This window comes from Allomuricauda sp. TY007, assembly GCF_010468565.1.
In the GTDB taxonomy this organism is placed as follows: domain Bacteria; phylum Bacteroidota; class Bacteroidia; order Flavobacteriales; family Flavobacteriaceae; genus Flagellimonas.
This window is the reverse complement of the sequence record NZ_WUEG01000004.1, coordinates 349,644-374,036: the sequence shown is the minus strand read 5'-3', so window position 1 is coordinate 374,036 and position 24,393 is coordinate 349,644. Positions and strand designations below refer to the sequence as shown.

The 24,393-nt window shown below is 42.0% G+C and carries 24 protein-coding genes and 1 tRNA gene; 9 read left to right on the top strand and 16 right to left on the bottom strand.

Annotated elements, in window-relative coordinates:
• Nucleotides 1-52 precede the first annotated feature (52 nt).
• Nucleotides 53-493 (bottom strand): retropepsin-like aspartic protease, encoded by a 441-nt coding sequence (locus tag GO009_RS06540; RefSeq protein WP_163625408.1) that lies wholly within the window; start codon nucleotides 491-493, stop codon nucleotides 53-55.
• A gap of 75 nt (nucleotides 494-568) precedes the next feature.
• Between GO009_RS06540 and GO009_RS06535 the strand changes: the two genes are divergently transcribed.
• From GO009_RS06535 to GO009_RS06500, 8 genes are all read left to right on the top strand, one after another.
• Nucleotides 569-1,336 (top strand): TatD family hydrolase, encoded by a 768-nt coding sequence (locus GO009_RS06535; protein ID WP_163625407.1) that lies wholly within the window; start codon nucleotides 569-571, stop codon nucleotides 1,334-1,336.
• A 3-nt stretch (nucleotides 1,337-1,339) separates the two neighbouring features.
• Nucleotides 1,340-2,371, top strand: a complete 1,032-nt coding sequence (locus GO009_RS06530; RefSeq protein ID WP_163625406.1) for an asparaginase — start codon at nucleotides 1,340-1,342, stop codon at nucleotides 2,369-2,371.
• Nucleotides 2,372-2,437: 66 nt separating this feature from the next.
• Nucleotides 2,438-2,525 (top strand) — tRNA-Ser (locus tag GO009_RS06525).
• Nucleotides 2,526-2,603: 78 nt separating this feature from the next.
• Nucleotides 2,604-3,332 (top strand): MotA/TolQ/ExbB proton channel family protein, encoded by a 729-nt coding sequence (locus GO009_RS06520; protein ID WP_127142235.1) that lies wholly within the window; start codon nucleotides 2,604-2,606, stop codon nucleotides 3,330-3,332.
• A gap of 26 nt (nucleotides 3,333-3,358) precedes the next feature.
• Nucleotides 3,359-3,796, top strand: coding sequence for a hypothetical protein (locus GO009_RS06515; protein ID WP_163625405.1), 438 nt, complete (start codon nucleotides 3,359-3,361; stop codon nucleotides 3,794-3,796).
• 11 nt (nucleotides 3,797-3,807) lie between these two features.
• A complete protein-coding gene (locus GO009_RS06510; RefSeq protein ID WP_163625404.1) occupies nucleotides 3,808-4,416 on the top strand; it encodes a biopolymer transporter ExbD in 609 nt (202 codons plus the stop codon).
• Between the two features lie 12 nt (nucleotides 4,417-4,428).
• A complete protein-coding gene (locus GO009_RS06505; protein ID WP_127142238.1) occupies nucleotides 4,429-4,911 on the top strand; it encodes a biopolymer transporter ExbD in 483 nt (160 codons plus the stop codon).
• A 72-nt stretch (nucleotides 4,912-4,983) separates the two neighbouring features.
• Nucleotides 4,984-5,685, top strand: coding sequence for a porin family protein (locus tag GO009_RS06500; RefSeq protein ID WP_163625403.1), 702 nt, complete (start codon nucleotides 4,984-4,986; stop codon nucleotides 5,683-5,685).
• On the opposite strand, the gene GO009_RS06495 is transcribed toward GO009_RS06500, so the two are convergent.
• The 10 genes from GO009_RS06495 to rplM form a co-directional block, all read right to left on the bottom strand.
• Nucleotides 5,680-6,282 (bottom strand): hypothetical protein, encoded by a 603-nt coding sequence (locus tag GO009_RS06495; RefSeq protein WP_163625402.1) that lies wholly within the window; start codon nucleotides 6,280-6,282, stop codon nucleotides 5,680-5,682. The two genes, GO009_RS06500 and GO009_RS06495, sit on opposite strands and share 6 nt — an antisense overlap.
• Nucleotides 6,282-7,739, bottom strand: a complete 1,458-nt coding sequence (rpoN, locus tag GO009_RS06490; RefSeq protein ID WP_163625401.1) for an RNA polymerase factor sigma-54 — start codon at nucleotides 7,737-7,739, stop codon at nucleotides 6,282-6,284. Before rpoN ends, GO009_RS06495 begins: the two co-directional genes overlap by 1 nt.
• Nucleotides 7,740-7,788: 49 nt before the next feature.
• Nucleotides 7,789-9,222, bottom strand: a complete 1,434-nt coding sequence (gene asnS, locus GO009_RS06485; RefSeq protein ID WP_163625400.1) for an asparagine--tRNA ligase — start codon at nucleotides 9,220-9,222, stop codon at nucleotides 7,789-7,791.
• A 90-nt stretch (nucleotides 9,223-9,312) separates the two neighbouring features.
• The gene (locus GO009_RS06480; protein ID WP_163625399.1) at nucleotides 9,313-11,715 is read right to left on the bottom strand and encodes an RND family transporter; all 2,403 of its coding nucleotides are present in this window, start codon (nucleotides 11,713-11,715) and stop codon (nucleotides 9,313-9,315) included.
• Nucleotides 11,716-11,790: 75 nt separating this feature from the next.
• The gene (frr, locus tag GO009_RS06475; protein ID WP_163625398.1) at nucleotides 11,791-12,345 is read right to left on the bottom strand and encodes a ribosome recycling factor; all 555 of its coding nucleotides are present in this window, start codon (nucleotides 12,343-12,345) and stop codon (nucleotides 11,791-11,793) included.
• Nucleotides 12,346-12,387: 42 nt separating this feature from the next.
• Nucleotides 12,388-13,095: a UMP kinase gene (gene pyrH, locus GO009_RS06470; RefSeq protein ID WP_014033137.1), complete on the bottom strand. Its 708-nt coding sequence runs from the start codon at nucleotides 13,093-13,095 to the stop codon at nucleotides 12,388-12,390.
• 131 nt (nucleotides 13,096-13,226) lie between these two features.
• Nucleotides 13,227-14,051 carry a translation elongation factor Ts gene (gene tsf / locus GO009_RS06465; RefSeq protein ID WP_163625397.1) on the bottom strand — a complete coding sequence of 275 codons (825 nt, stop codon included), beginning with the start codon at nucleotides 14,049-14,051 and terminating at the stop codon, nucleotides 13,227-13,229.
• Nucleotides 14,052-14,131: 80 nt separating this feature from the next.
• Nucleotides 14,132-15,232: a 30S ribosomal protein S2 gene (gene rpsB, locus GO009_RS06460; protein ID WP_163625396.1), complete on the bottom strand. Its 1,101-nt coding sequence runs from the start codon at nucleotides 15,230-15,232 to the stop codon at nucleotides 14,132-14,134.
• 226 nt (nucleotides 15,233-15,458) lie between these two features.
• On the bottom strand, nucleotides 15,459-15,845 hold the full coding sequence (gene rpsI, locus GO009_RS06455; protein WP_100817171.1) for a 30S ribosomal protein S9: 387 nt from the start codon (nucleotides 15,843-15,845) through the stop codon (nucleotides 15,459-15,461).
• Nucleotides 15,845-16,300: a 50S ribosomal protein L13 gene (gene rplM, locus GO009_RS06450; protein WP_163625395.1), complete on the bottom strand. Its 456-nt coding sequence runs from the start codon at nucleotides 16,298-16,300 to the stop codon at nucleotides 15,845-15,847. The genes rpsI and rplM overlap by 1 nt, the downstream gene beginning before the upstream one ends.
• A gap of 243 nt (nucleotides 16,301-16,543) precedes the next feature.
• Here rplM and GO009_RS06445 point away from each other — a divergent pair, with 243 nt between their 5' ends.
• Nucleotides 16,544-19,195 carry a DUF5916 domain-containing protein gene (locus tag GO009_RS06445; protein ID WP_163625394.1) on the top strand — a complete coding sequence of 884 codons (2,652 nt, stop codon included), beginning with the start codon at nucleotides 16,544-16,546 and terminating at the stop codon, nucleotides 19,193-19,195.
• 30 nt (nucleotides 19,196-19,225) lie between these two features.
• Here the strand turns inward: GO009_RS06445 and GO009_RS06440 are convergent, their stop codons facing one another.
• From GO009_RS06440 to GO009_RS06420, 5 genes are all read right to left on the bottom strand, one after another.
• Nucleotides 19,226-20,326: a histidinol-phosphate transaminase gene (locus tag GO009_RS06440; protein ID WP_163625393.1), complete on the bottom strand. Its 1,101-nt coding sequence runs from the start codon at nucleotides 20,324-20,326 to the stop codon at nucleotides 19,226-19,228.
• Nucleotides 20,327-20,366: 40 nt separating this feature from the next.
• The gene (locus GO009_RS06435) at nucleotides 20,367-20,882 is read right to left on the bottom strand and encodes a hypothetical protein (protein WP_163625392.1); all 516 of its coding nucleotides are present in this window, start codon (nucleotides 20,880-20,882) and stop codon (nucleotides 20,367-20,369) included.
• 30 nt (nucleotides 20,883-20,912) lie between these two features.
• The gene (locus GO009_RS06430) at nucleotides 20,913-21,788 is read right to left on the bottom strand and encodes a flavin reductase family protein (protein ID WP_163625391.1); all 876 of its coding nucleotides are present in this window, start codon (nucleotides 21,786-21,788) and stop codon (nucleotides 20,913-20,915) included.
• 88 nt (nucleotides 21,789-21,876) lie between these two features.
• Nucleotides 21,877-23,097 carry a fumarylacetoacetase gene (gene fahA / locus GO009_RS06425; protein ID WP_163625390.1) on the bottom strand — a complete coding sequence of 407 codons (1,221 nt, stop codon included), beginning with the start codon at nucleotides 23,095-23,097 and terminating at the stop codon, nucleotides 21,877-21,879.
• 130 nt (nucleotides 23,098-23,227) lie between these two features.
• Nucleotides 23,228-24,385 (bottom strand): homogentisate 1,2-dioxygenase, encoded by a 1,158-nt coding sequence (locus tag GO009_RS06420; protein WP_163625389.1) that lies wholly within the window; start codon nucleotides 24,383-24,385, stop codon nucleotides 23,228-23,230.
• Nucleotides 24,386-24,393: the final 8 nt, after the last annotated feature.

Genomic DNA, 24,393 nt, shown 5'->3' with positions numbered 1-24,393 from the left:
TGGTCGCTGAGCGTAGTCGAAGCGCAATCCAGAGGTTTTGGAATAAATGCCTTTACTTTTTTAAGTAGAGGCATTTTTTATTGTAATCGATTACGGCTTTACCTTTTTTGAGCACATCAGCGCCAATAATGCCATCTACAGGTAAAGCATTATGCGCTGTCAACGCTTGGTTTACATGGCTGAGGTCGAACAGAACTACTTTTTGCTTTTTCTTTTTCCAGTCCCCGATCTGGATCTTGTTTTTGATGGAGATCAACGTTTCCATTTCCGTGGCGCCTGCTCCAGCAGCTTTAATGTCCGTAGCTTCGGAAGCCATTTCAAAAAACTCGATTTTATCCATCCCCACACAAGTATTGGAAGCTCCAGTGTCCAAAATAAACTTGCCTGTGACCCCATTGATACTGGCCACGAGTTCAAAGTGGTTGGTTTCGGTCAATACCAAAGGTATTGTGATGTAGTCTTTGGATTTGAGAAATTTTTTGAGTGATGCCATAGGGAAATATAATCTTGAAGGGCTTTAATCAGTAACAAAGTTTTGGGACATCTAAGATAAGCCTATTTTTGCGATATGATTATTACAGACACCCATACTCATTTATATAGTGAAGCCTTCGACGAGGATAGAAGTGAAATGATGCAACGAGCAATGGATGCCGGGGTGCAACGCTTTTTTATCCCCGCCATTGATTCAACCTACACCCAATCCATGTTGGATCTTGAGGCCAGCTATCCGGACCATGTGTTTTTGATGATGGGCCTGCACCCAACCCATGTCAAAGAAAATTATAAGGAAGAGCTTGCTCATGTGGAAGAGTGGTTGACCAAGAAAAAGTTCTATGCTGTGGGCGAAATAGGGGTGGACTTGTATTGGGACAAAACCTTTTTGAAAGAGCAACAAGAAGCGTTTGCCTTTCAAATTCAATTGGCAAAAAAGCATCAATTGCCCATTGTGATTCATTGTCGTGATGCCTTTGATGAGGTGTTCGAAGTGTTGGAACAGGAAAAAGACGAGGGCCTTTTCGGGATTTTCCATTGTTTTACAGGAACATTGGAACAGGCCCATCAAGCCTTGTCCTATAATATGAAGTTGGGCATTGGGGGAGTGGCCACCTTCAAAAATGGTAAAATAGATCAGTTTTTGAACCAAATTGACTTGAAACATATTGTTCTGGAAACCGATGCCCCGTATTTGGCGCCGGCACCCTATCGTGGAAAACGGAACGAGAGCTCGTACATCATCAAGGTATTGGAAAAACTATCCTCCATATATAGTATGCCCGAAGAAGAGATTGCAGAAATCACCACGGAAAACTCCAAAGAAATATTCGGAATCTGATCTATGAAAAAGAAAACCAACATACTATTGATCTATACCGGGGGTACCATCGGTATGGTGAAGGATTACAAAACGGGTGCACTCAAGGCGTTCAATTTTGAAGAACTTGTGAAAAATATCCCGGAGCTAAAACAATTGGACTGTAACCTGAGAGGGATTTCATTCGATGAGCCCATTGATTCTTCCAATATGAATCCACATTATTGGTCGGTAATCGCATCCATTATCGAGGAGCACTATGTCGATAATGATGGTTTTGTGGTGCTTCATGGCAGTGATACCATGAGTTATTCCGCATCGGCCTTGAGCTTTATGCTGGAGAATCTGGAAAAGCCCGTCATTTTTACGGGATCACAATTGCCCATTGGGGATTTGCGCACCGATGCCAAGGAGAACTTGATTACCTCCATCGAAATTGCCGCGCTACAGAAAAAAGGGAAACCCGTGTTACAGGAAGTTGGACTGTATTTTGAGTACAAGCTCTATCGTGGCAACAGAACCACCAAAATAAATGCGGAACATTTTGAGGCTTTCGATTCCTTGAACTATCCGCCTTTGGTGGAATCTGGCGTTCATTTAAAGGTACATCATAATTATCTGATCAAAAAAGTGACCAAAAACAAGTCGCTCCAAGTACATAAAAAAATGGACAATCGAGTGGCGATTCTCAAGTTGTTTCCGGGAATCAATCAGAATGTCCTGCAGTCGGTCCTTAATATCCCCGATTTGAAGGCATTGATTTTGGAAACCTACGGTGCAGGGAATGCTCCGATGGACAAATGGTTTTTAGAAGCCATAAAAAAATCGGTGGAAAATGGATTGCACATTATTAATGTGACACAATGCTCTGGAGGGAGTGTTTCCATGGGTCATTATGAGACCAGTGAAAAACTTAAGGCGATGCAACTGGTTAATGGCAAGGATATTACAACGGAGGCTGCCATAACAAAAGCGATGTACCTATTGGGGACAGGGGTTCCCGACAAATTGTTCAAGACAATTTTTGAGACACCACTCCGTGGTGAAATGGTGTAAAATTAACGCTTCAAATTTCTATAACTAATTATTTTTTTGTTTATTGGTCGCCCTAAATGAAACAATAGAGAGGTGGCCGAGTGGTCGAAGGCGCACGCCTGGAAAGTGTGTATACACCAAAAGTGTATCGAGGGTTCGAATCCCTTCCTCTCTGCAAGGTATTTTAGTTTTTCTATTATAAAATTTTTATATCTTTAACATTATTAACTAACTAAATTTAAGTTTAAGTAAAATGAAAAAAATATCCTTTACTCTGGCTGCTGCCGGAATGTTTGTGATGGGAACTACAACTGCATCTGCAGCAATGTTGCAAGAAGAAGCTGAAGCCAGCAAAGGTTTCACCCAGGTATTGAAAGAGCAATTTATCCAAGGGGGACCTGCCTTCATGGGAATTGTATTGCTGTGTTTGATCTTGGGGTTGGCGGTTGCCATCGAAAGAATCATCTATTTGAATTTGGCAACTACAAATTCCACCAAATTGAAGCAACAAGTTGAAGATGCTTTGGCCTCAGGAGGTGTAGAAGCAGCCAAAGAAGTATGTAGAAACACTAAAGGACCTGTTGCGTCTATCTACTACCAAGGTTTGGATAGAGCTGATGAAGGTTTGGAATCAGCTGAAAAAGCTGTTGTTTCCTACGGAGGTGTACAAATGGGCCAGTTGGAGAAAAACGTTTCTTGGTTGTCCCTCTTTATTGCTATTGCTCCCATGCTAGGTTTCATGGGTACGGTAATAGGTATGATCCAGGCCTTCCAGAAAATTGCAGCTGTAGGTAACTTGAGTGCTTCCTTGATTGCGGGAGATATCCAGGTGGCGTTGTTGACAACCGTATTCGGTTTGATCACGGCGATTATCCTTCAGATTTTTTACAACTATATTATTGCTAAAATCGATAGTATCGTAAACGACATGGAAGACAGCTCAATCGCATTGATCGACATGTTGGCTGCCCACAAGAAGTAATTACGAATTAAAAACTATCGAGAATCATGAATAAAATAGTAAAAATATTGCTCATCGTCATCGGATTGGTTGCCGCCGTTCTTTGGTTCTCCCTCCCGTCTGCCGATGATCCAAGTGCCATAAATAGTGGAGCAATGAACTTCATGTTCATTATTATGTACATCTTGTTGGCTATTGCAGTTGTAACTACAGTAGTTTTCGGGTTTGCAAAATTGTTTACCACAAAAGGAAGTATAAAGAAAGCTCTTTTTGCCATTGGTGGATTGGCCATCGTAGTGGCTATATCTTACGGGCTTTCTTCAGATAACATGGCTGTGGTAGAAACAATGTCTGAAAGAGGTATTGAGACTACGGAAGGAACTGTGAAAAACATTGGAATGGGATTGAATGTATTTTTTATCCTTACGCTAATTGCGGTAATTCTAATGATAGTACCAGGTTTGAAAAGAATGTTTGTTAAGTAAAAAGTTGAATTATGCCTAGAAGAAAAGGAGCACCGGAAGTAAATGCCGGTTCCATGGCGGATATCGCTTTCCTCTTGCTTATCTTTTTCTTGGTGACCACCACCATAGAAACGGATGCAGGACTAGATCGTATGTTGCCGCCTGCTGAACCGCCAAATGAAGAACCGCCCGTAATCAAGCAGAAGAACATTTTCACTGTTAATATCAATAGAAATGGGCAACTTTTGGTTGAGGAGAGCTTAATGGATATTAAGGATCTTAGAGAAGCGGCTATCAAATTCCTTGAAAATGGTGCGGACGGAACATGTGATTACTGTAAGGGTAGAAAAGACCCAGCTTCATCAGATAACCCGACAAAGGCCATTATCTCGTTAAAAAACGATCGGGAAACCAAGTACAGCACTTACATTACAGTTCAAAACGAACTGGTAGGTGCTTATAACGAGTTGCGTAATCGTGAAGCACAACGCTTGTACGGCAGGGACTTTACCAAAATGGAAGCAGAATACCTGAATCCAGAGACCCCGTCGAGCGTAAGAGATGACTTGAAAGAGAAAGTGAAGCGTATTCAGGATATGTTCCCACAAAAGCTTTCAGAGGCAGAAACAACAACCAATTAAAAACTATTTAATATGGCTAAGTTTACCAAAAAGAAGGATGGCGATTTGCCAGCGGTATCAACAGCTTCGTTGCCCGATATCGTTTTCATGCTACTGTTCTTCTTTATGACCGTAACCACAATGAAAGATAGTTCGTTAATGGTTGCCAATACCCTTCCCAATGCTTCAGAAATTAAGAAATTGGAAAAGAAGGATCGCGTTATTTACATATATGTAGGAACACCAACGCAAGAATATCAAAAAGTTTTTGGTACCGAACCAAAAATTCAATTGAATGATAAATTTGCCAATGTGGACGAAGTAGGTTCATTTATTTTGGCAGAACGTGCAAAAAAACCGCAAGAACTTCAAAATGTATTGACTACTGCTTTAAAAGTTGATAAGGATGCCAATATGGGTCTTATCACCGATATTAAGCAACAATTGAGAGAAGTAAATGCCCTTAAAGTGAATTATACCACTTATGAAGGGGACGCTTTTAACAATTTACAGTAGGCAATAGCTTAGATTTAGTGGGAAACGCTCCAAATTTTTAATTTGGGGCGTTTTTTGTTTTAAATTGTTACCATGATGCGTATCGTACTTCAATTTATAGGCAATGCTGTTTGTTTATTGTTTGCCATATCCGTTTTGGGCCAAAACGGAATGGATAGCACCATAGTATCCGATAGTCGGTATCTGGAAGATCAGTTTTATATCGGACTTGGCTATAATGTATTGTTGGATACCCCGGACGAAGTGGGCCAACAAAACCTATCTTATAATCTGCAAGCTGGCTTTATAAAGGACATTCCCTTGAACCAAAGAAGGAATTTTGGTGTTGGTTTAGGGCTTGGATATGCTGTGAACTCTTATTATTCAAACGTCGTTTCATCAGAAGAATCCAATACGATTGTTTACCAAGTAATGGAAGGCTCCAATTTTAATAGGAGCAAGTTCGAAACCCATTCCATAGAACTTCCATTGGAACTAAGATGGCGTACATCGACCGCAGAGGAATATAAGTTTTGGCGGATATACGCTGGTGCCAAATTGGGTTATGTGTTCTCGGGTAGGTCAAAATTGGTAACAGATGACGGTAATGATTCATTTTCCAATAATGATATTGAAAAGCTCCAATATGGCCTTATGCTGAACTTTGGTTATAATACCTGGAACATTCATGCCTACTATGCGTTAAATCCATTGCTTAAAGAAGATGCTACGCTTAATGGAAACCATATCGACTTTAGGGTGCTGCGTATTGGATTGATTTTTTATATCCTATAGCCAGTATTTTAGAATAATCAACTGGGAACAACACCCCAGAATAAAACCTATCAACAGTTCATTTTTAGTGTGAGCCTTCAAATATAATCTTGAGGTGGCCACCAGCCCCGTAAAAAGGGTGAACAAGCTTATGGCAATGGTAATGTTGGTCTCAAAATGAATGCTCAATGCTACCATAAAAGTTAAGATGCTTCCCATGCCCAACAGGTGCATACTCGTCTTAAATTTAAAGAACAACAGAATTAAAGTTGCGCTGGTCGCTGTCAGAAGTCCTGTAAAATAGTAAAAAAGTTCGTGTACGTAATTATTGGGGATAACCTTGTACAATATCATTAAAAAGATAATACAGCTTATGTAAAGCGGATATTTGCGTTCCTCTAATGTGGGCAGGAATATGGAACTGATGATACCAAGGTTCTTCAATATCAAGAAAAAGATAATGGGAATGATTACCGTAAGGATAAAAATGGGAAGTATATTTCCGCTCTGGGTTTGCAGGGTACTATAGGGTGCCACCATAAAATAAATCGCCGTACCACCAATTGGTATAAACAATGGGTGGAACACATAGGAGATTATGTTGTATACGTGGCGCATTAAATCTCTTTTCGTAGCCTTGCCACTGGAATGTCTAGTTGTTCCCGATATTTGGCAACGGTCCGCCGGGCTATGGGATACCCTTTTTCTTTTAGAATTTTTGCCAACTTTGCATCGGTCAAGGGCTTTTTTTTCTCCTCATCGCGAATAACGGTCTCCAATATCTTTTTTATTTCCCTAGTGGACACATCTTCCCCTTGTTCGTTCTTCATGGATTCTGAAAAGAAATCCTTGATCAGTTTGGTCCCATACGGTGTATCCACGTATTTGCTGTTGGCGACCCGCGACACGGTGGAAACGTCCATATCTATTTTATCGGCAATATCCTTTAGAATCATGGGGCGCAATTTTCTTTCGTCCCCCGTCATAAAATATTCTTTTTGATATTCCATAATGGTGTTCATGGTGATGAAAAGGGTTTGCTGACGTTGTCTTATGGCATCTATAAACCATTTGGCAGCATCCAACTTTTGTTTGATGAACATGACCGTGTCCTTCTGGGATTTGGATTTTTCCTTGGCATTTTTGTACCCCTCCAGCATATTGCTGTAGTCTTTGGAAACATGAAGTTCCGGGGCATTTCTACCGTTAAGGGTAAGTTCCAGTTCACCATCTACTATTTTTATGGAGAAATCGGGAACAATATGCTCGATCATACGGGTGTTGCCGGAATAGGAACCACCTGGTTTTGGATTGAGTTTTTCTATTTCCGAAATAGCCTCTTTTAGCTGTTCTTCGGAAACATGGTGTTTTTGTATAAGTTTGGAGTAATGCTTTTTGGTAAAATGCTCGAAAGAACGCTCAAGTATATTGATGGCCAGTTCCACAGAAGGCTTTGGCTCCTTGCGCTTCAACTGTATAATCAAGCATTCGTCCAATGAACGGGCAGCAACCCCCGGAGGGTCTAGATCTTGAACGATCTTCAGAACCTGTTTTATTTTATCTTCCTCTACGTAAATGTTCTGTGTAAAGGCAAGGTCGTCCATAATGTCTGGAAGCGGTCTTCGTATGTAACCGCTTTCGTCCACGCTGCCCACCAAAAATTCGGCAATGGCCCACTCCTGATCATCCAAGTAAGTCGTGTTCAACTGATTGATCAAGTATTGGTTGAATGATGTTCCAGCGGCATACGGAACCCTTTTATCCTCATCGTCCGCACTATAATTATTCGCTTGGGTGCGGTAATCGGGAATTTCATCATCACTCAGGTAATCATCAATATTGATTTCTTCGGTGTCAATGTTTTCATTGTCCGCCGAATCATCGTAGGTATCCTCGTAAACATCATCCAAGGTATCGGTTTCCTCCTTGCCACTTTCCAAAGCAGGATTTTCTTCCAGCTCTTGTTTTAACCTTTGTTCAAAAGCCTGCGTTGGCAATTGAATAAGTTTCATGAGCTGAATCTGCTGTGGAGACAGTTTTTGTGAAAGCTTAAACTGTAGATGTTGTTTCAGCATATTGATTGATGATTTACAATCGTAACCTTCTTAAAATAATAAAATCAAATTAAAACTCAGCATTCTGTGGCGTCCTGGGGTAGGGGATTACGTCCCTGATATTGCCCATTCCGGTGGCGAATTGCACCATGCGCTCAAAACCAAGCCCAAAACCACTGTGCACCGCGGTGCCAAATTTTCTCAAATCCAGATACCACCAAAGCTCTTTGGCATCAATATCCAGTTCCTTTATTTTTTGTTCCAGTACATCCAAACGTTCTTCCCTTTGGGAACCTCCAACAATTTCTCCGATACCCGGAAAAAGTACATCCATGGCACGTACGGTTTTCCCATCCTCGTTCAAGCGCATGTAAAATGCCTTGATGTTTGCGGGGTAATCAAACAGGATTACGGGACATTTAAAGTGTTTTTCTACCAAAAAGCGTTCGTGCTCGCTTTGCAAGTCGGCCCCCCATTCGTCAATAGGGAACTGGAACTTTTTCTTTTTGTTCGGCTTACTGTTCTTTAAAATATCAATTGCCTCGGTATAAGAAACCCTTTTGAAATTGTTTTCTACAATGAATTTCAATTTTTCGATCAAAGCCATTTCAGAACGCTCGTTCTGAGGTTTGGACTTTTCTTCATCCAACAAACGTTTTTCCAAAAACTCCAAATCATCTTGGCAATGGTCCAGCACGTATTGGATAATGTATTTGATAAAATCTTCTGCCAAATCCATGTTGGCATCCAAATCATAAAAGGCCATCTCGGGCTCGATCATCCAGAACTCGGCCAAGTGACGTGATGTGTTGGAATTTTCAGCTCTAAAAGTAGGCCCAAAAGTGTACACCTTGCCCAAGCCCATGGCGTAGGTCTCGGCTTCCAACTGACCTGAAACGGTCAGGTTGGTCTCTTTTCCAAAAAAGTCCTCGGAGTAATCCACTTCACCATTGCTATCTAAAGGCGGGTTCTTGGCATCCAAAGTGGATACACGGAACATTTCCCCGGCACCCTCGGCGTCGGAGCCTGTGATGATGGGTGCGTGCATGTAGTAAAAACCATTTTGCTGAAAGTAGCTGTGAACGGCAAAAGAAAGTACCGATCTTACCCGCATTACCGCGGAAAAAGTATTGGTCCGTACCCTAAGATGCGCTTTTTCCCTTAAAAACTCCAACGAGTGTTTTTTGGGTTGAATAGGGTAGGTCTCCGGGTCTGCGGTACCGTGCACGAATATATCCGTAGCTTGGATTTCCACACTTTGCCCTCGGCCTTGGCTTTCTTCCAAAGTCCCTGATATTTTCAGGGCGGCACCTGTTGAAATTTGCTTCAGCAATGCTTCGTCCAAATTTTCAAAATCTACGACACATTGCAGGTTATGTATGGTAGAACCGTCGTTCAATGCAATGAATCGGTTGCTTCTAAATGTTTTTACCCATCCATTTACTTCAACGGAATCTCCTACGGGTTGCTTTTCTAGCAATTCTTTTATGGAATAAGACATCATTCTAAAACTATCGTAATTTAGTTGGTAAAGATAGGTTTTTGATAAAAAACGATGGCAATGGAATAGCCTAATTTATGGCTGTTTCAAACACTATTTGTCCTTGGGATTGTCCTCGTCCTTGGGCAAAATGTCGATTTGAGGTTTTTTGAGCACCTGTTTGTTGGCAATACTTCTTTCCAAGGAGAGGAGAAGTGATGGCAACAAGATCAAGTTGGACAGCATGGCGAACAACAAGGTGGCCGAAACCAATCCCCCCAATGCTTTGGTGCCCCCAAAACTGGAGATGATGAATACCGAGAACCCAAAGAACAAGACTATGGATGTGTAGAACATGCTCACTCCGGTCTCGCGCAAGGCGGCGTACACCGATTTTTTGATGTGCCAACGGTGTGCAGTGAGTTCCTGCCGGTATTTGGCCAAAAAGTGAATGGTATCATCCACCGATATGCCAAATGCGATACTAAATACAAGAATGGTGGATGGTTTTATGGGAACACCCAAGTATCCCATTACACCTGCAGTAATAACTAAAGGCAGTAAGTTGGGTACCAAGGATATGATGACCATTCTAAAGGACCGGAAGAGGTAGGCCATAAATAGCGAAATGAGTCCAATGGCCAATGCAAGGGACAACAACAGGTTTTTGACCAAGTACTTTGTTCCTTTTAGGAACAAGAGGGCTTTTCCGGTCATAAAAACATCGTATCGTTCCGATGGAAATTGCTTTGTGATCGCTTCTTGCAGGTCTTTTTCAATTTCCTCCATACGGTCGATTTTTACATCGCGCATGTAAGTCGTTAAACGGGCTGTTTGTCCCGTACTGTCCACAAAGCTTTGGAGCAGTTCATTGGTTCCATCAGTTGATGACTTTTGAACAGCGTTCATAATGAATGTGTTCTCTTGACTGGTGGGCAGTTGATAGTATTTTGGAATTCCGTTGTAAAAAGCCTGTTTAGAGTATTTTACCAAATCAACTATGGAAATAGGTCGCGATAGTTCTGGAATTTCATCGATTACAGCGCCCAATTGGTCCATTCGTTTAAGTGTGGCAGGCTTTACCACCCCATTTTTGCGTTTGGTGTCCACCACAATTTCCATGGGCATGATACCGTCAAACTCAGCCTCAAAAAATTGGATGTCCTTGTAAAAGTGGCTTTTCTTGGGGAGGTCTTCAATCCTACTTCCAGTGATTCGCATCTGGTAAATCCCGATAATGCTCAATACCAAAACTGCAACTGTGGTAATGTAAACGCCAATCCTGTGGTTTCTTACCATGTTTTCCATCCAGTTCACAAAAATGTCCATCCATTTTTTGTTCAGGTGCTTTAGGTGCTTGGTCTTAGGAAGCGGCATAAAGCTATAAATGATGGGTATAATCAACAGGGAGAGAATAAAAATCCCAATGATGTTGATAGAGGCGACGATACCAAATTCCTTGAGCAGGTCACTGTCCAAAATAATAAAGGTAGCGAAGCCTGATGCGGTGGTAATGTTCGTCATTAAGGTGGCATTGCCAATCTTGGAGATTACCCTTTGTAAGGAAAGTGCTTGATTTCCGTGTTTTTTTACTTCTTGCTGATATTTGTTGATCAGGAAAATACAATTGGGAATACCGATTACAATAATCAATGGCGGAATCAAAGCGGTTAGAATCGTAATTTCGTATTGTAAAAGCCCAAGTATTCCAAAGGCCCACATTACCCCAATGATCACAACGCACATGGATATGAACGTGGCCCTAAAACTTCTAAAGAAAAAGAAAAAGATAATCGAGGTAACAAGTAGGGCACCTACGATAAAAAGCCCGATTTCATCAACAATGGATTTTGTGTTCCATGTACGTACGTAGGGCATACCGGAAATACGTACATCCATGCCGGTCTCTTGCTCAAAATCTTCAACAAGTTCGGCTAGATCATTGAGTATAAACTCGTTTCTAACCGCCGTGTTCATTATATCCTTGTCCAGATAAACAACAGTTTGGATGGTTCCACTTTTGGGATTGTAAACCAAATTATCGTAGAAAGGAAGTTCTGTGAACAAATGGTTGGTAAGGGAATCTATTTCCTGTTTGGTCTTGGGAGGGTCGGCTATTAAAGGCTCCATGGAGAACGTTTGGGTGTCCTTGTCCTTGATGAGCTCTTTTAGATTCTCCAAAGAGATAACGTAGTCAACCTCGGGAAAAGCATCGAGCTGTTTGCTCAAGGTGTTCCATCGGTTAAAGTTTTTTGGGGTAAACAGTGAGGAATCCCTAATGGCCAAAACTATGGCGTTGCCTTCTTCGCCAAATATTTTGGTAAATGCATTGTATTGAATGCTCGCAGGGTGATCGTTGGGCAGAATATTGGCCTCGGTGTTGGAAAACTGCATGTTTTTCCATTGCATGGCCAAGAAAACGGTAAAGCCGACAACCGCTAAAAGAATGAGGATTCTATTGCGGAGTATAATTCTTGCGACCTTTGGCCAAAATCCTTTAGTGAGCTTTGCTACCATCTGGGTTTTGTTGGGCGCAAAGGTAGAAAATGATATGTTGTGTTCCTAGGAAAGGGGCCGCTCAAAATCCAAATTTTACACCTTCATTATTTCAGCCTCTTTTGTGGTCAAGATGGCATCAACCCTATCACTGTACTTGTTGGTTAGTTCTTGCACATCAACTTCGGCGTTTTTTAAAAGGTCTTCGGAAATGTCCAATGCTTTTAATTCCTTGTTGGCTTCTTGCCTGGCACTACGGATACTTACTTTAGCGTCTTCGGCTTCGGCCTTGGCCTGTTTTGTCAGTTGTATTCTCCTTTCCTCTGTTAATGGGGGTACGTTAATGATTACCATTTCACCATTGTTCATGGGATTGAAGCCCAAATTGGCGTTCATGATGGCAGTTTCAATCTCGCCCAGCAGGTTTTTTTCCCAAGGTTGAACGGAGAGCGTTCTTGCATCGGGGGTATTGATGTTGGATACTTGGGAAAGTGGGGTTTGAGAACCGTAGTAATCCACCATTACAGTAGAAAGCATCATAGGACTGGCTTTGCCTGCCCTAATCTTTGTCAATGCCTTTTGCAAGTGCTCAATACTTGCCTCCATACTTTCTTTTGTACTATCAAGAATAAATTTTACTTCTTCGTCCATAACTTTCAAATTTATAAAACTAAAACCAAAGTATATGCCAATTTAAACATTGACCACGGTTCCGATATTTTCTCCAGATACTATTTTCATTAAGTTACCTCGTGTATTCATGTCGAACACCACAATGGGCAGCTCATTTTCCTGACTTAATGTGAACGCTGTCGTATCCATCACTTTAAGTCCTTTGGAAAGTACTTCGTTAAAGGAAATGGAGTCGAATTTAGTGGCGTTTTTGTCTTTTTCGGGATCGGATGTGTAAATACCGTCAACACGGGTACCTTTTAAAATCACATCTGCCTTTATTTCGATGGCTCTCAAAACTGCAGCGGAATCCGTGGTGAAATATGGATTTCCTGTTCCACCGCCAAAAATGACCACTCTTCCTTTTTCCAAATGGCGGATGGCCCTTCTTCGGATAAAGGGCTCGGCGACCTCATTTATTTTGATGGCCGATTGCAGCCTTGTCTGAACTCCTTTTATCTCTAGGGCGCTTTGCAATGCCAAACCATTGATTACCGTGGCCAACATGCCCATGTGGTCTCCTTGTACGCGATCCATGCCTTGGCTGGCTCCTGCGAGGCCCCTAAAAATGTTTCCTCCACCAATTACGATGGCCACTTCAACACCTTTATCGATTACAGATTTTATTTCTTCGGCATATTCATCCAACCGGTTGGCATCAATGCCATATTGTTGTTCGCCCATTAAGGCTTCTCCACTTAATTTTAATAAAATTCTTTTGTAATGCATTGAGAGTTTCTTGAAGTCCGGACAAAAATAATCAAAATTATTTATGGGAAATGAAGAATTTCGGGTTTGATATGGACATAAAAAAACCGCTTCCAGACAGAAGCGGTTTTTGAATTTATTGTTGTGGTGAATTAGCCCAATGCTACTCTTGAAAAACTGGTAACTTCCAAGCTGGAGTCCACCGACTTAACGTATTGGGCAACACTTTGTTTGCTATCCTTAATGAAAGCTTGGTTCACCAAAGTGTTGTCTTTAAAGAAACGTTGTAATTTGCCTTGGGCAATTTTGTCCAACATTTCCTCTGGTTTGCCTTCTTCGCGCAATTGATCTTTCGCAATCTCGATTTCTTTGTCGATGATGGATTGATCAACACCTTCCTCGTTAAGGGCAACCGGGTTCATTGCGGCAGCTTGCATAGCTACATCTTTTGCAGCTTCTGCAGCGCCATCAACATTGGCGGACAAACCTACCAAGGTTGCAATTTTATTACCCGCGTGGATATAAGATCCAACGAAAGGAGCATTTAATCTTTCAAAGCTTCCGATTTCGATTTTTTCACCGATAACGCCGGTTTGCTCTGTCAATTTATCGGCAACGGTCATTCCATCAAAAGAGGCAGCTAGGAAATCGTCTTTGCTATCGAAACCAAGTGCCAAATCGGCTAAATCGTTTGCAAGTTTTACAAAGCTATCGTTCTTGGCAACAAAGTCAGTTTCGCAGTTCAAGGAGATAACAACACCTTGTGTACTATCGCTATTTACTTTTGCGATGGCTGCACCTTCTGAAGATTCCCTGTCAGCTCTTTTTGCTGCAACTTTTTGACCTTTTTTTCTAAGGATCTCAATTGCTTGGTCGAAATCACCTTCGGCTTCGACCAAAGCTTTTTTACAATCCATCATTCCAGCTCCAGTGGCCTTTCTTAATTTATTTACTTCTGCGGCGGTAATCTTTGCCATTTTCTTTTCTTTTTTAAATTTTACGTAAAGTAAAACACTGTAAAAGTGTTTTTGTTTAGGACAATGTTAAATCAGCAGGTTTATTCAACGCCACCTTTTACGTTGTCTTGCCATTCTTTAAGTTCGTCCCATTTTCCATCGGCAGCCATTTTAGCTTGTTTTGGCCAAGATGTTGGATCCAAGTGGGCTAAAGTTGAGCTGGCCTCGGTCAAGATTTCCTTAACTTTTTCGGCATCGGCATCGGCTAGGTCGGCGTAAGTTTTTACTCCGCTGGCTACAAGAGCTTCGGCAGCTTTTGGTCCAATACCTTCAATTTTGGTAAGGTCGTCCGGTTTTGCCTCTTCTTTTGCTTCTTTTTTGGGAGCTTCGGCCTCAGCTTTTTTGGCTGGTTTTTCCTCAGCGGCTTTTTCTTCCTTTTTTGGAGCGGCCTCAGCTTTTTTCTCTTCTTTCTTAGAATCTTCTTCTTTGTCTTTTCCGCTGTTTTTCTCGCTCTTGCGCTCTTCCAAACCTTCGGCAACAGCACTTGTTACAGATTCCATGATCGCTTCGATGGATTTACCTGCATCGTCATTGGACGGGATGGCGTAATCAACATCGCGAGGGTCTGAGTTGGTATCTACCATGGCAAAAATCGGGATGTTCAATTTTTGGGCTTCTTTTACAGCGATGTGCTCGCGCATGGTATCAACAATGAAAAGTGCGCCTGGCAAACGGGTCATATCTGCGATAGAACCCAAGTTTTTGTCCAACTTGGCACGCAAACGGTCAACCTGCAATCTCTCTTTTTTGGAAAGGGTGTTGAATGTACCATCTTTTTTCATGCGGTCGATTGCTGCCATTTTCTTAACAGCTTTACGAATGGTCACAAAGTTGGTCAACATACCACCAGGCCATCTTTCGGTGATGTAAGGCATGTTTACTTTGGATACTTTGTCCGCGACAATGTCCTTTGCTTGTTTTTTTGTGGCTACAAATAGGATTTTTCTTCCTGAGGATGCAATTTTTTTAAGGGCTTCGTTGGCTTCCTCAAGTTTTGCAACTGTTTTGTAGAGATTGATTACGTGGATTCCGTTACGCTCCATGTAGATGTAGGGAGCCATGTTCGGATTCCACTTTCTTGTTAGGTGTCCAAAATGCACACCTGCTTCCAGTAAGTCTTTAACTTCAATTTTACTTGCCATTTTTTGTACTTAGTTTACGTTCCGTTGTAAGTAGCAATGCACTGGTGGTCACAAAATTTTGTTCGCCCAGCCCATTTAGATGCTAAACTAGTTTCCAAAAAGTTGAATTGTTAATCCCTTTTGGAACAACGACAACTTGGTTAAAAATTTAACCCTGAAATATTTGCACTTTCAGGGTTTTCAATGAACTTATATATAGTTGAATGCCAAAGGCATCCAGAAAATATTAACGTTTGGAGAATTGGAATTTCTTACGGGCTTTCTTCTGACCGAATTTCTTTCTTTCCACCATTCTTGGGTCTCTTGTTAGCAACCCTTCTGGCTTAAGAACAGCTCTGTTCTCTGCGTCTATTTCGCACATTGCTCTGGACAAAGCCAAACGAACAGCTTCTGCCTGACCTGTTATACCACCTCCGAAAACATTTACTTTTACGTCGTAATTGCCATCGGTTTCAGTTAAAGTGAAAGGTTGTCTCACTTTGTACTGCAATGTACCTGTGGTAAAGTAATCGTTAAGGTCTCTTTTGTTTACCGTGATGTTCCCAGATCCTTCGGAAACATATACTCTGGCCACGGCGGTTTTTCTTCTACCTATCTTATGAACCACTTCCATTATTTGTAGTCGTTTAAGTTAATAGCTTTTGGTTTTTGCGCTTCTTGTCCGTGCTCAGCACCGGCATATACCTTTAAGTTTCTGAACAAGTCAGCCCCAAGTTTATTCTTTGGTAGCATCCCTTTTACGGAATTTTCAATGATTCGCTCAGGATGTTTTTCCAATACTTCTTTCGCGGTAGCGGAACGTTGACCACCCGGGTATCCGGTATATCTTTGATATTCCTTCTCATCCCATTTGTTACCGGACATGTCGATTTTTTCAGCATTGATGACAATAACGTTGTCTCCACAATCAACATGAGGGGTAAAGTTGGTCTTATATTTCCCTCTAAGTATTTTGGCTACTTTAGACGCCAATCTTCCTAAGGTCTGTCCTTCAGCATCAACCAATAACCATTGCTTGTCAACAGTAGATTTATTGGCGGAAATAGTTTTATAACTTAATGTGTCCACTTCTCGAATATTATTGATTTAAATAACCTATCCCGATTAACGGGCTGCAAATGTACAATTATTAGATTGAATTACAAACGGTTGGTCTGGAATATTTTTTTACTTTTTTCAAAATCAAACTTAAGACATAAAAAACGCCCGTAAGGATAGGTTTGTAAAATGTTAAAAAAAGTTAAAAAGAATTAGAACTGTAACTCTCCAAATTTTCTGTGGTCTTTATTCTATCAATCAAAAAACGAACACGTGAGAAACGCAGCTCTGGTTTTACTGACCCTTTTATTTATCTATTCCGCCCAAGCACAAGATTCCACCGAAGTCATCATCAAAAAAAAATATACCACCAAAGCCTTGGGCGAATATGCTGCCCCTACCATTAATGGTATTTTAGAGGATGAAGCATGGAACTTGGTAGAATGGGGCGGGGATTATATAGAATGGCAACCCGATGAAAACACTCCCCCGACCCATCAGACCAAATTTAAAATCTTGTATGATAGCAAGAATCTATATATAGGTGTACGCTGTTACGATTCCGAACCCGATAAAATTGTGAAGCGTTTATCCCGAAGGGACGGATTTGATGGGGACTGGGTAGAGTTCAATATAGACAGTTATTTTGATAAACGTACTGCCTTCTCCTTTACGATTACTGCTGCAGGGGTAAAGGGTGATGAGTTTATATCAAACAATGGAAATAATTGGGACGAAAGTTGGAACCCTATTTGGTATGCCAAAACCAATGTTGATGATAAGGGTTGGACAGCGGAGATGCGCATCCCATTGAGCCAATTGAAGTTTGGAAATGCCGATGAACAGGTTTGGGGCCTGCAGTCCACACGCCGCTTTTTTAGGAACGAGGAGCGTTCCCTTTGGCAAAGAAAACCTGTGGACCAGCCTGGTTGGGTAAGCGAGTTTGGTGAATTGCACGGGCTAAAGAACATTCAGCCACAAAAACAGTTGGAGATTCAACCTTACACAGTTGCAAAGACCGAAACCTACGAGGCCGAGGAAGGCAACCCTTTTAGGGATGGAAGTGAAAGCAATATCACTGCCGGACTCGATGCCAAGATAGGGATTACCAATGACCTCACTTTGGATTTGACCGTCAACCCTGATTTTGGTCAAGTGGATGCAGACCCTTCGGCAATTGCGTTGGATGGATTCCAGATATTTTTTCAGGAACGACGTCCGTTTTTTGTGGAGAACAAGAACATTTTCGATTTTAGGGTTTCACAATCCGAAGCAGGAAACACATTTGGTTCGGACAATATTTTTTATTCGCGAAGGATAGGTAGAAGTCCGCAAGGGTATCCAGACACCGTAGATGGCGAGTTTGTGGACCAACCCGATAACACCCCAATTATTGGAGCGGCCAAGTTCAGTGGAAAGACCAAGGATGGATGGGCCATCGGTGTGCTTGAAAGTGTGACCGCCCAACGGACCGCGACTATAATAAATGATGAAGGGGATACCCGAAAGGAAATGGTAGAGCCATTGACCAATTATTTTGTGGGCAGGCTGCAAAAGGATTTCAATCAAAGGAACTCTTATATTGGCGGTATTTTTACGGCTACCAACCGCGAACAAATCCCAGAACAACTCAATTTTTTGCACGATGTTGCGTACACTGGCGGACTGGATTTTAAACATCAATGGGCCAATCGGGATTGGTATGTTGGTGGAAATATAAATATGAGCCATGTTCGAGGCAGTGAGGAGGCCATAACAAACACTCAACAATCCATTACGCACTTGTTCAATAGGGTGGGCGCGGACCATGTTGCCGTGGATACTACAAGGACATCCTTAACTGGTACAGGTGGGAATGTTCAAATCGGAAAGGTGGGCAATGGCCATTGGAAGTTTGAATCGGGTGCTACATGGCGTTCGCCTGAACTCGAACTTAACGATATCGGATTTCAGCGGCAGGCCGACGATGTTCGACATTATACTTGGATAGGCTACCAAACCTTAAAGCCGGACAGTACGTTTAGACGTGTGGGCATCAATTATAACCATTGGACAGCATGGGATTTTCAAGGCAATCATAATTATTTGCAATTCAACGCCAATAGCTGGCAAAACTGGAAAAATAATTACCAATCCAACATCGGGTTCAATATAGCCCCGATTGAGTATTCCAATTTCGCTTTGCGGGGCGGCCCTAGGTTAAGGCAGTCTCCATGGGTAAGCTTTTGGAACAACATCAGCACCGATTACCGGAAAAAATTACGCTTTTCGTTTTATCATAATGGACGAAGAGCTTTGGACAATTCCATAAAGAACTATTATATGGAAGGAGGATTTGTGTATCAGCCCATAAATGCCTTGCGGGTTTCCGTTTTCCCTTCTTTGGATATAAATCACGATAAACTACAATTCATTGATAATTTTGATGATGTTAACGGAACTCAACGGTATCTTAACGGAAAGATTGACCAGCACACGTTGAGCATGTCGGTTCGATTGAACTACACCATCAACCCCAACCTGACCATTCAGTATTGGGGACAACCTTTTATTTCAAGAGGGAGGTATTCCAATTTTAAACACATCACCGATCCCGTGGCCAAGGTCTTTGAGGACAGATTTATACAATATTCGGCGGAACAAACCACTTTGTCGGATGGCACCTACGCCATTGATGAAGATTTGGATGGTGTTACCGATTTTAGTTTTGATAACCCTGATTTTTCCTTTGTACAGTTTCGTTCCAATTTGGTGATTCGATGGGAGTATATTCCAGGTTCGGAAATATTCTTGGTATGGTCACAAGATGTGTCAAGGGACGGAGACCCTATTGCAGGTCTACTGCCTAGTCTAGGTGACAATATTTTTGGTCAAAAACCACAGAATATCTTTTTGTTGAAAGCTACTTATAGGTTTGTGCTTTAAGTGTCATTACTGCTTTCGCAGGAATGACATTTAATCGTTTGTAATTTTTTGAAGTGCTTTTACCAAAGCCTCATTTGCCTCAGCATCACCTATGGTGATTCTAACCTTGCCAGGTGCTCCAAATTGTGAAACAGGTCGCACCATTATGCCTTCCTCCATCATTTTGTCCGTAAATTCCATTTCGGGCAACGGTGGGTCAATGATAAAAAAGTTGGCTTGACTTGGCCAATAGGTGATACCCAGTTCATCAAATGCCTTTGCAATGTATTTTCTGCCTTCCAAAACAGTTTTTACTGTTTCCTCAATGAATTCGGTATCGTTCAAAGCCCCAATGGCCGCCTCAATGGAAGTCAACGGTAGTAAAAAAGGTTTGTGGATCAAGCGAACATAGTTGGCAATGGTTGCCGTGGTGTACCCATACCCGATACGCTGCCCTGCCAAACCATAGGTTTTGGAAAAACTGTTCAGTCCAACCACATTGTGACCTTCCAATACATAAGGCAATGCGGTAACGTAATCTTCTGCATCGGCAAAGTGGCGGTAGACCTCATCAAACACCACCACAATGTTTTTGGGCACACGGTACATAAAATCGTCCATTACGGATTTAGGAATGTATGTTCCCGTAGGATTATTGGGGCTGGTTAAAAATATGATTTTGGTCTTCTCGGTGATGGCATTCAAAATACCTTCCACATCCAACTCGTAGTTAGGGGCCAAGAGCGGAATGTCAACTTGTTTGGCACCATACCATCTGGAAAAAACAGCGTAGGGGAGGAAGCAAGGGTTGGAAAAAATCACTTCGTCCCCTTCGTTGATAAAAGCCCGAAGAATAATGTCGATAACCTCCGAACCACTATTGCCGCACAGAAACTGGTCGGCACTCAACTGGCCGTTAAAATCTTGGACCAAGGCTTCGCGCAGACGAATATCGGTCTGGTCTGGGTAGATATCAATCTTGTCCAAAGCAACTTTCATTGCAGCAACGGCCTTGGGCGATGCGCCCAATGGATTTTCGTTGGAGGACAGCTTGTATATTTTTTTATCGGTCGGGGGAATGTTTTTTCCACCTTTATATACTTCTTTGGGCACCAAATGGGCCTTGAAAGTGGATGTTATGTCTTTTTTCATTATGAATACATTCGCATGTCTGTCAGTTATGATGTTGGATTTATTTTATTCTTTTTCTTAAATCAGCTATTTCATTTTTTAAATCTGACTTTGCTCTTAATTTCCATTTGGCTAGTTTCTTTTCGTCCTGAGATTTAGATTTTTTTTTGTTTAGTATTGGCGGTACAGGTGGGTATGTTGCTGAAATGTTATTTTCAGGACTTTCAAAACTACGAGTTAGTCCACAAGTGTTAATGGTAATTAGTTTTTCAGAGTTTAAATTTCCATAAATTAGCCACTTTCCCTTCTTATCAATTATTGGGCTACAATACTTGTCATAAATTCCATTGTAGATTTTTCCTTTTTCCTCTCCCTTGAAAGATTCTATAATTTTTACCTGAAAAGTGTTGTTGTTGAGGTCAATTTTTAAAACTTTTCCAATGAGAACAAATTCAGAGTTTTCAAATTCATAGTCCTGTAGAGCCTTTAAATTTTTTGGAGTCTTGCATGTGCAAGCATTTACTTTGGCCGAAGTCAAAGTTAAAATCAGAAATAGTATGTATATAGAGTATTTCATCTCAACTAGTTATTAAATTTTAAAAGGATGCTATTTTGATAAACCCTCCGCAAACAACAAATAAGCCATTGCCTTTTCCGTATCACCTTCTTCCAATAGCTTTTTGGCCAGAGTGTGCAGTTCGGTTCTGGAGGTATTTTCTATTCCTTCGTTGGCTACTATGATTTTAACATCCTCGGGAGAAGGTAATTGTTCCAAATTTCCCAAACGGCCCAAATTGTTCCCTGTGAGCACATCGCTTTCTCTAATACCTTTCGGCAAGGCATCAACCCCAATACCATGGGTGCGGATAGGTTTTGGAATCTCGAACAAGGATTCTTTAATGGCCCGGATATACCAATTGCCGCCCATACGTCCCACCAAGTCCAACTTTTCGGTGTCCAATATATCATCTGTAAGGTACTCATCGTTGATATGAATCATGTCCACTTGGGCAATGATCAAGTTTCCCGCTCCTGGGGTTTGGGCAATCTCCACTACTTCCAAAACTGTACATTCGAACGAAACGGGAGCCTCGCCTACTCGCGGTGGCTTCACTTTCACGCTGGGCACTTGGGTAAAACCAGCTTTCACGAATTCGTTCACCCCCTTATCATAGGCCGTGCTGGAGAGCGACATCTGTTCCGCCATTTTGTGGTTTACGACATTAATGACCACTTCAGGCACTTCCACAACATTTTGATGGGTATGTTTCAGGGAATTGTCCCTGCCGCTTCGAGCCGGGGAAAACACCATTACGGGCGGATTGGAACTGAATACATTAAAAAAGCTGAACGGACTTAGGTTCACATTGCCTTCTGCATCCACCGTGCTGGCAAAGCAAATCGGTCGCGGAGCCACTGCGGTCGATAAAATACTGTACAGTTCGGGTTGCGGTATGGTGGTTGGGTCTATGGTTTTGATCATGTATTTTGATTTTCTGTCATTCCTGCGAAGGCAGGAATCTCTATTCGTTTTCAGTTAAGGGGACTTCGACTGCGCTCAGCTACCAAAATCATTTAGCGGGCAGCACTTTAGTGGTCACTTCGCCAAATCCGACTCTAATATCGCCATTTTGAGCGTAACCTCGCATAGTCACCGTATCACCATCTTCTATAAATTTTCGTTCGGTTCCATCTTTCAGTTTGATGGGGTTGTTACCTCCCCAGGATAATTCAAGCATGGAGCCAAAGCTGTTTTCTTCTTTACCTGAAATAGTTCCCGAAGCCATCATGTCACCAATATTGATGTTACATCCGTTTACAGTATGGTGTGCCAATTGTTGGGCCATATTCCAGTACATATATTTAAAGTTGCTAAAGCAAATAGTGGTTTCTTCACCTTGTTCTGGAGTGATACCGACTTCTAGATTGATGTCATAATTTTTTTTACCCTCAAACTTTAAATAGGGTAAAACCTCGGGTTCTTGTTTGGGCCCTGCTAGTTTGAAGGGCTCCAAGGCTTCCAAAGTAACGACCCAAGGCGAAATGGATGAAGCGAAATTCTTCGCCAAGAACGGCCCAAGCGGGACATACTCCCATTTTTGGATATCTCTGGCAGACCAATCGTTGAACAATATCAAACCAAAAATATAATTTTCAGCCTCCTTGGTAGAGATGGATTCGCCCAATTGGGTCTCCTTACCGCAGATAAAGCCCATTTCCAATTCAAAATCCAAACGTTCTGTTGGACCAAAAACGGGGAGCTCAGCACCATTGGGCAATGTCTGTCCTTTGGGACGATGAATGGGCTGCCCGCTTACGATAATAGAACTTGCCCTGCCATGGTAGCCCACAGGAATGTGCTTCCAATTGGGCAAAAGGGCATTTTCAGGGTCGCGGAACATTTTGCCCACATTGGTGGCGTGTTCCAGACTCGAATAAAAATCGGTATAGTCCCCAACCGCTACGGGCATGTGCATTTGAGCCTCGGACTGCTTCACGAAGAGTTCTGGCCTACCTGCCAAAACCGATTCATCATCTTTTAGCCAATACTGAATCTTTTTGCGTACCCGTGTAGTGATTTCTTTACCAAGCGAAATAAAATCATTCAAGGTATCTTTTTCCAACAAGGCCGTGTTAAAGTCGAACACATCCAATTCGGCCACGGCGGCCAAATCCAAAATATGGTCTCCGATGGCGACTCCTACGCGTGGGCTTCGGTTCTGCGTGGAAAAAATCCCGAAGGGAATATTGTGAATCGAAAAATCTGAGTTTTCGGGTATTTCTATGATCATATATGGTTTTATATGTCATTCCCGTTAAAAAGGGAATCTAATATGTCATTTCGAACGAATGTGAGAAATCTCAATCTTAGATTTCTCAATCGCTATGCTCATTTCGAAATGACGTTTAAAACTATCAATTTTACTCCAACCACGATTTATAATACTTGCCATCATCAATTTTGAGAGCGTTCTCTGTAACCTGTAAAGGTTTGAAAGTGTCAATCATCACTGCCAACTCCTCCGTGCCCTTTTTACCGATACTTGCTTCATAAGTGCCAGGGTGCGGCCCATGTGGAATACCCGCTGGATGCAATGAAATATAGCCTGGTCCTATCCCTGTACGGCTCATAAAATCACCATCCACGTAGTACAGCACTTCATCCGAATCAATATTGGAATGATTGTAAGGTGCAGGAATGGATTTTGGATGGTAATCATATAACCTTGGGCAGAACGAACACACCACAAAAGCACCTGTCTCAAAAGTTTGGTGAACAGGTGGCGGTTGGTGTACGCGCCCTGTTATCGGTTCAAAGTTATGGATGGAAAATCCGTATGGGAAGTTGTAACCGTCCCAACCCACTACATCAAAAGGATGTGTGGCATAGACCAATTGGTGCAACATGCCCTGCTTTTTGATTTTCATCAAAAATTCTCCTTTTTCATCAAAGGTCTCAAGGTCCTGTGGCAATTTGTAGTCGCGCTCACAAAAAGGGGAGTGCTCCAATAGCTGCCCAAACCAGTTACGATAGCGTTTTGGGGTATAAATGGGATGGAAGGATTCGGCATAAAGTATGCGGTTGTCCTCTGTATCAAATTCGATTTGATAGATCATCCCTCTGGGAATAATGAGGTAATCCCCATATTCAAACGGAATGTTCCCCAAAAAGGTTTTGAGCGTTCCCGACCCTTTGTGGATGAAGAGCATTTCGTCCGCATCCGCATTCTTATAGAAATAGTCCGTAACGGATTTTCGGGGTGCGGCCAAACCTACATGAACGTCGTTGTTGACCAAAAGTGGTTCGCGCGATTCCAAAAAATCATCTTTTGGGGCTACGTCAAAACCGATGAACTTGCGGCTGGTAATATTCTTCTCCACGGCAATTTTTGGGCTCACGTCCAAGGCTTTTCCTATTTCCTTGACCTGTGTGGGTCTGTGAATGTGATAGGAAAGCGAGGACATCCCATCAAAACCGATAGTACCGAAAAGCTGCTCATAATAAAGCCCGCCATCGGGTTTCTCGAATTGGGTGTGCCGCTTCTGCGGAATTTTCCCGAGTTTATGGTATATAGGCATTTTTATCA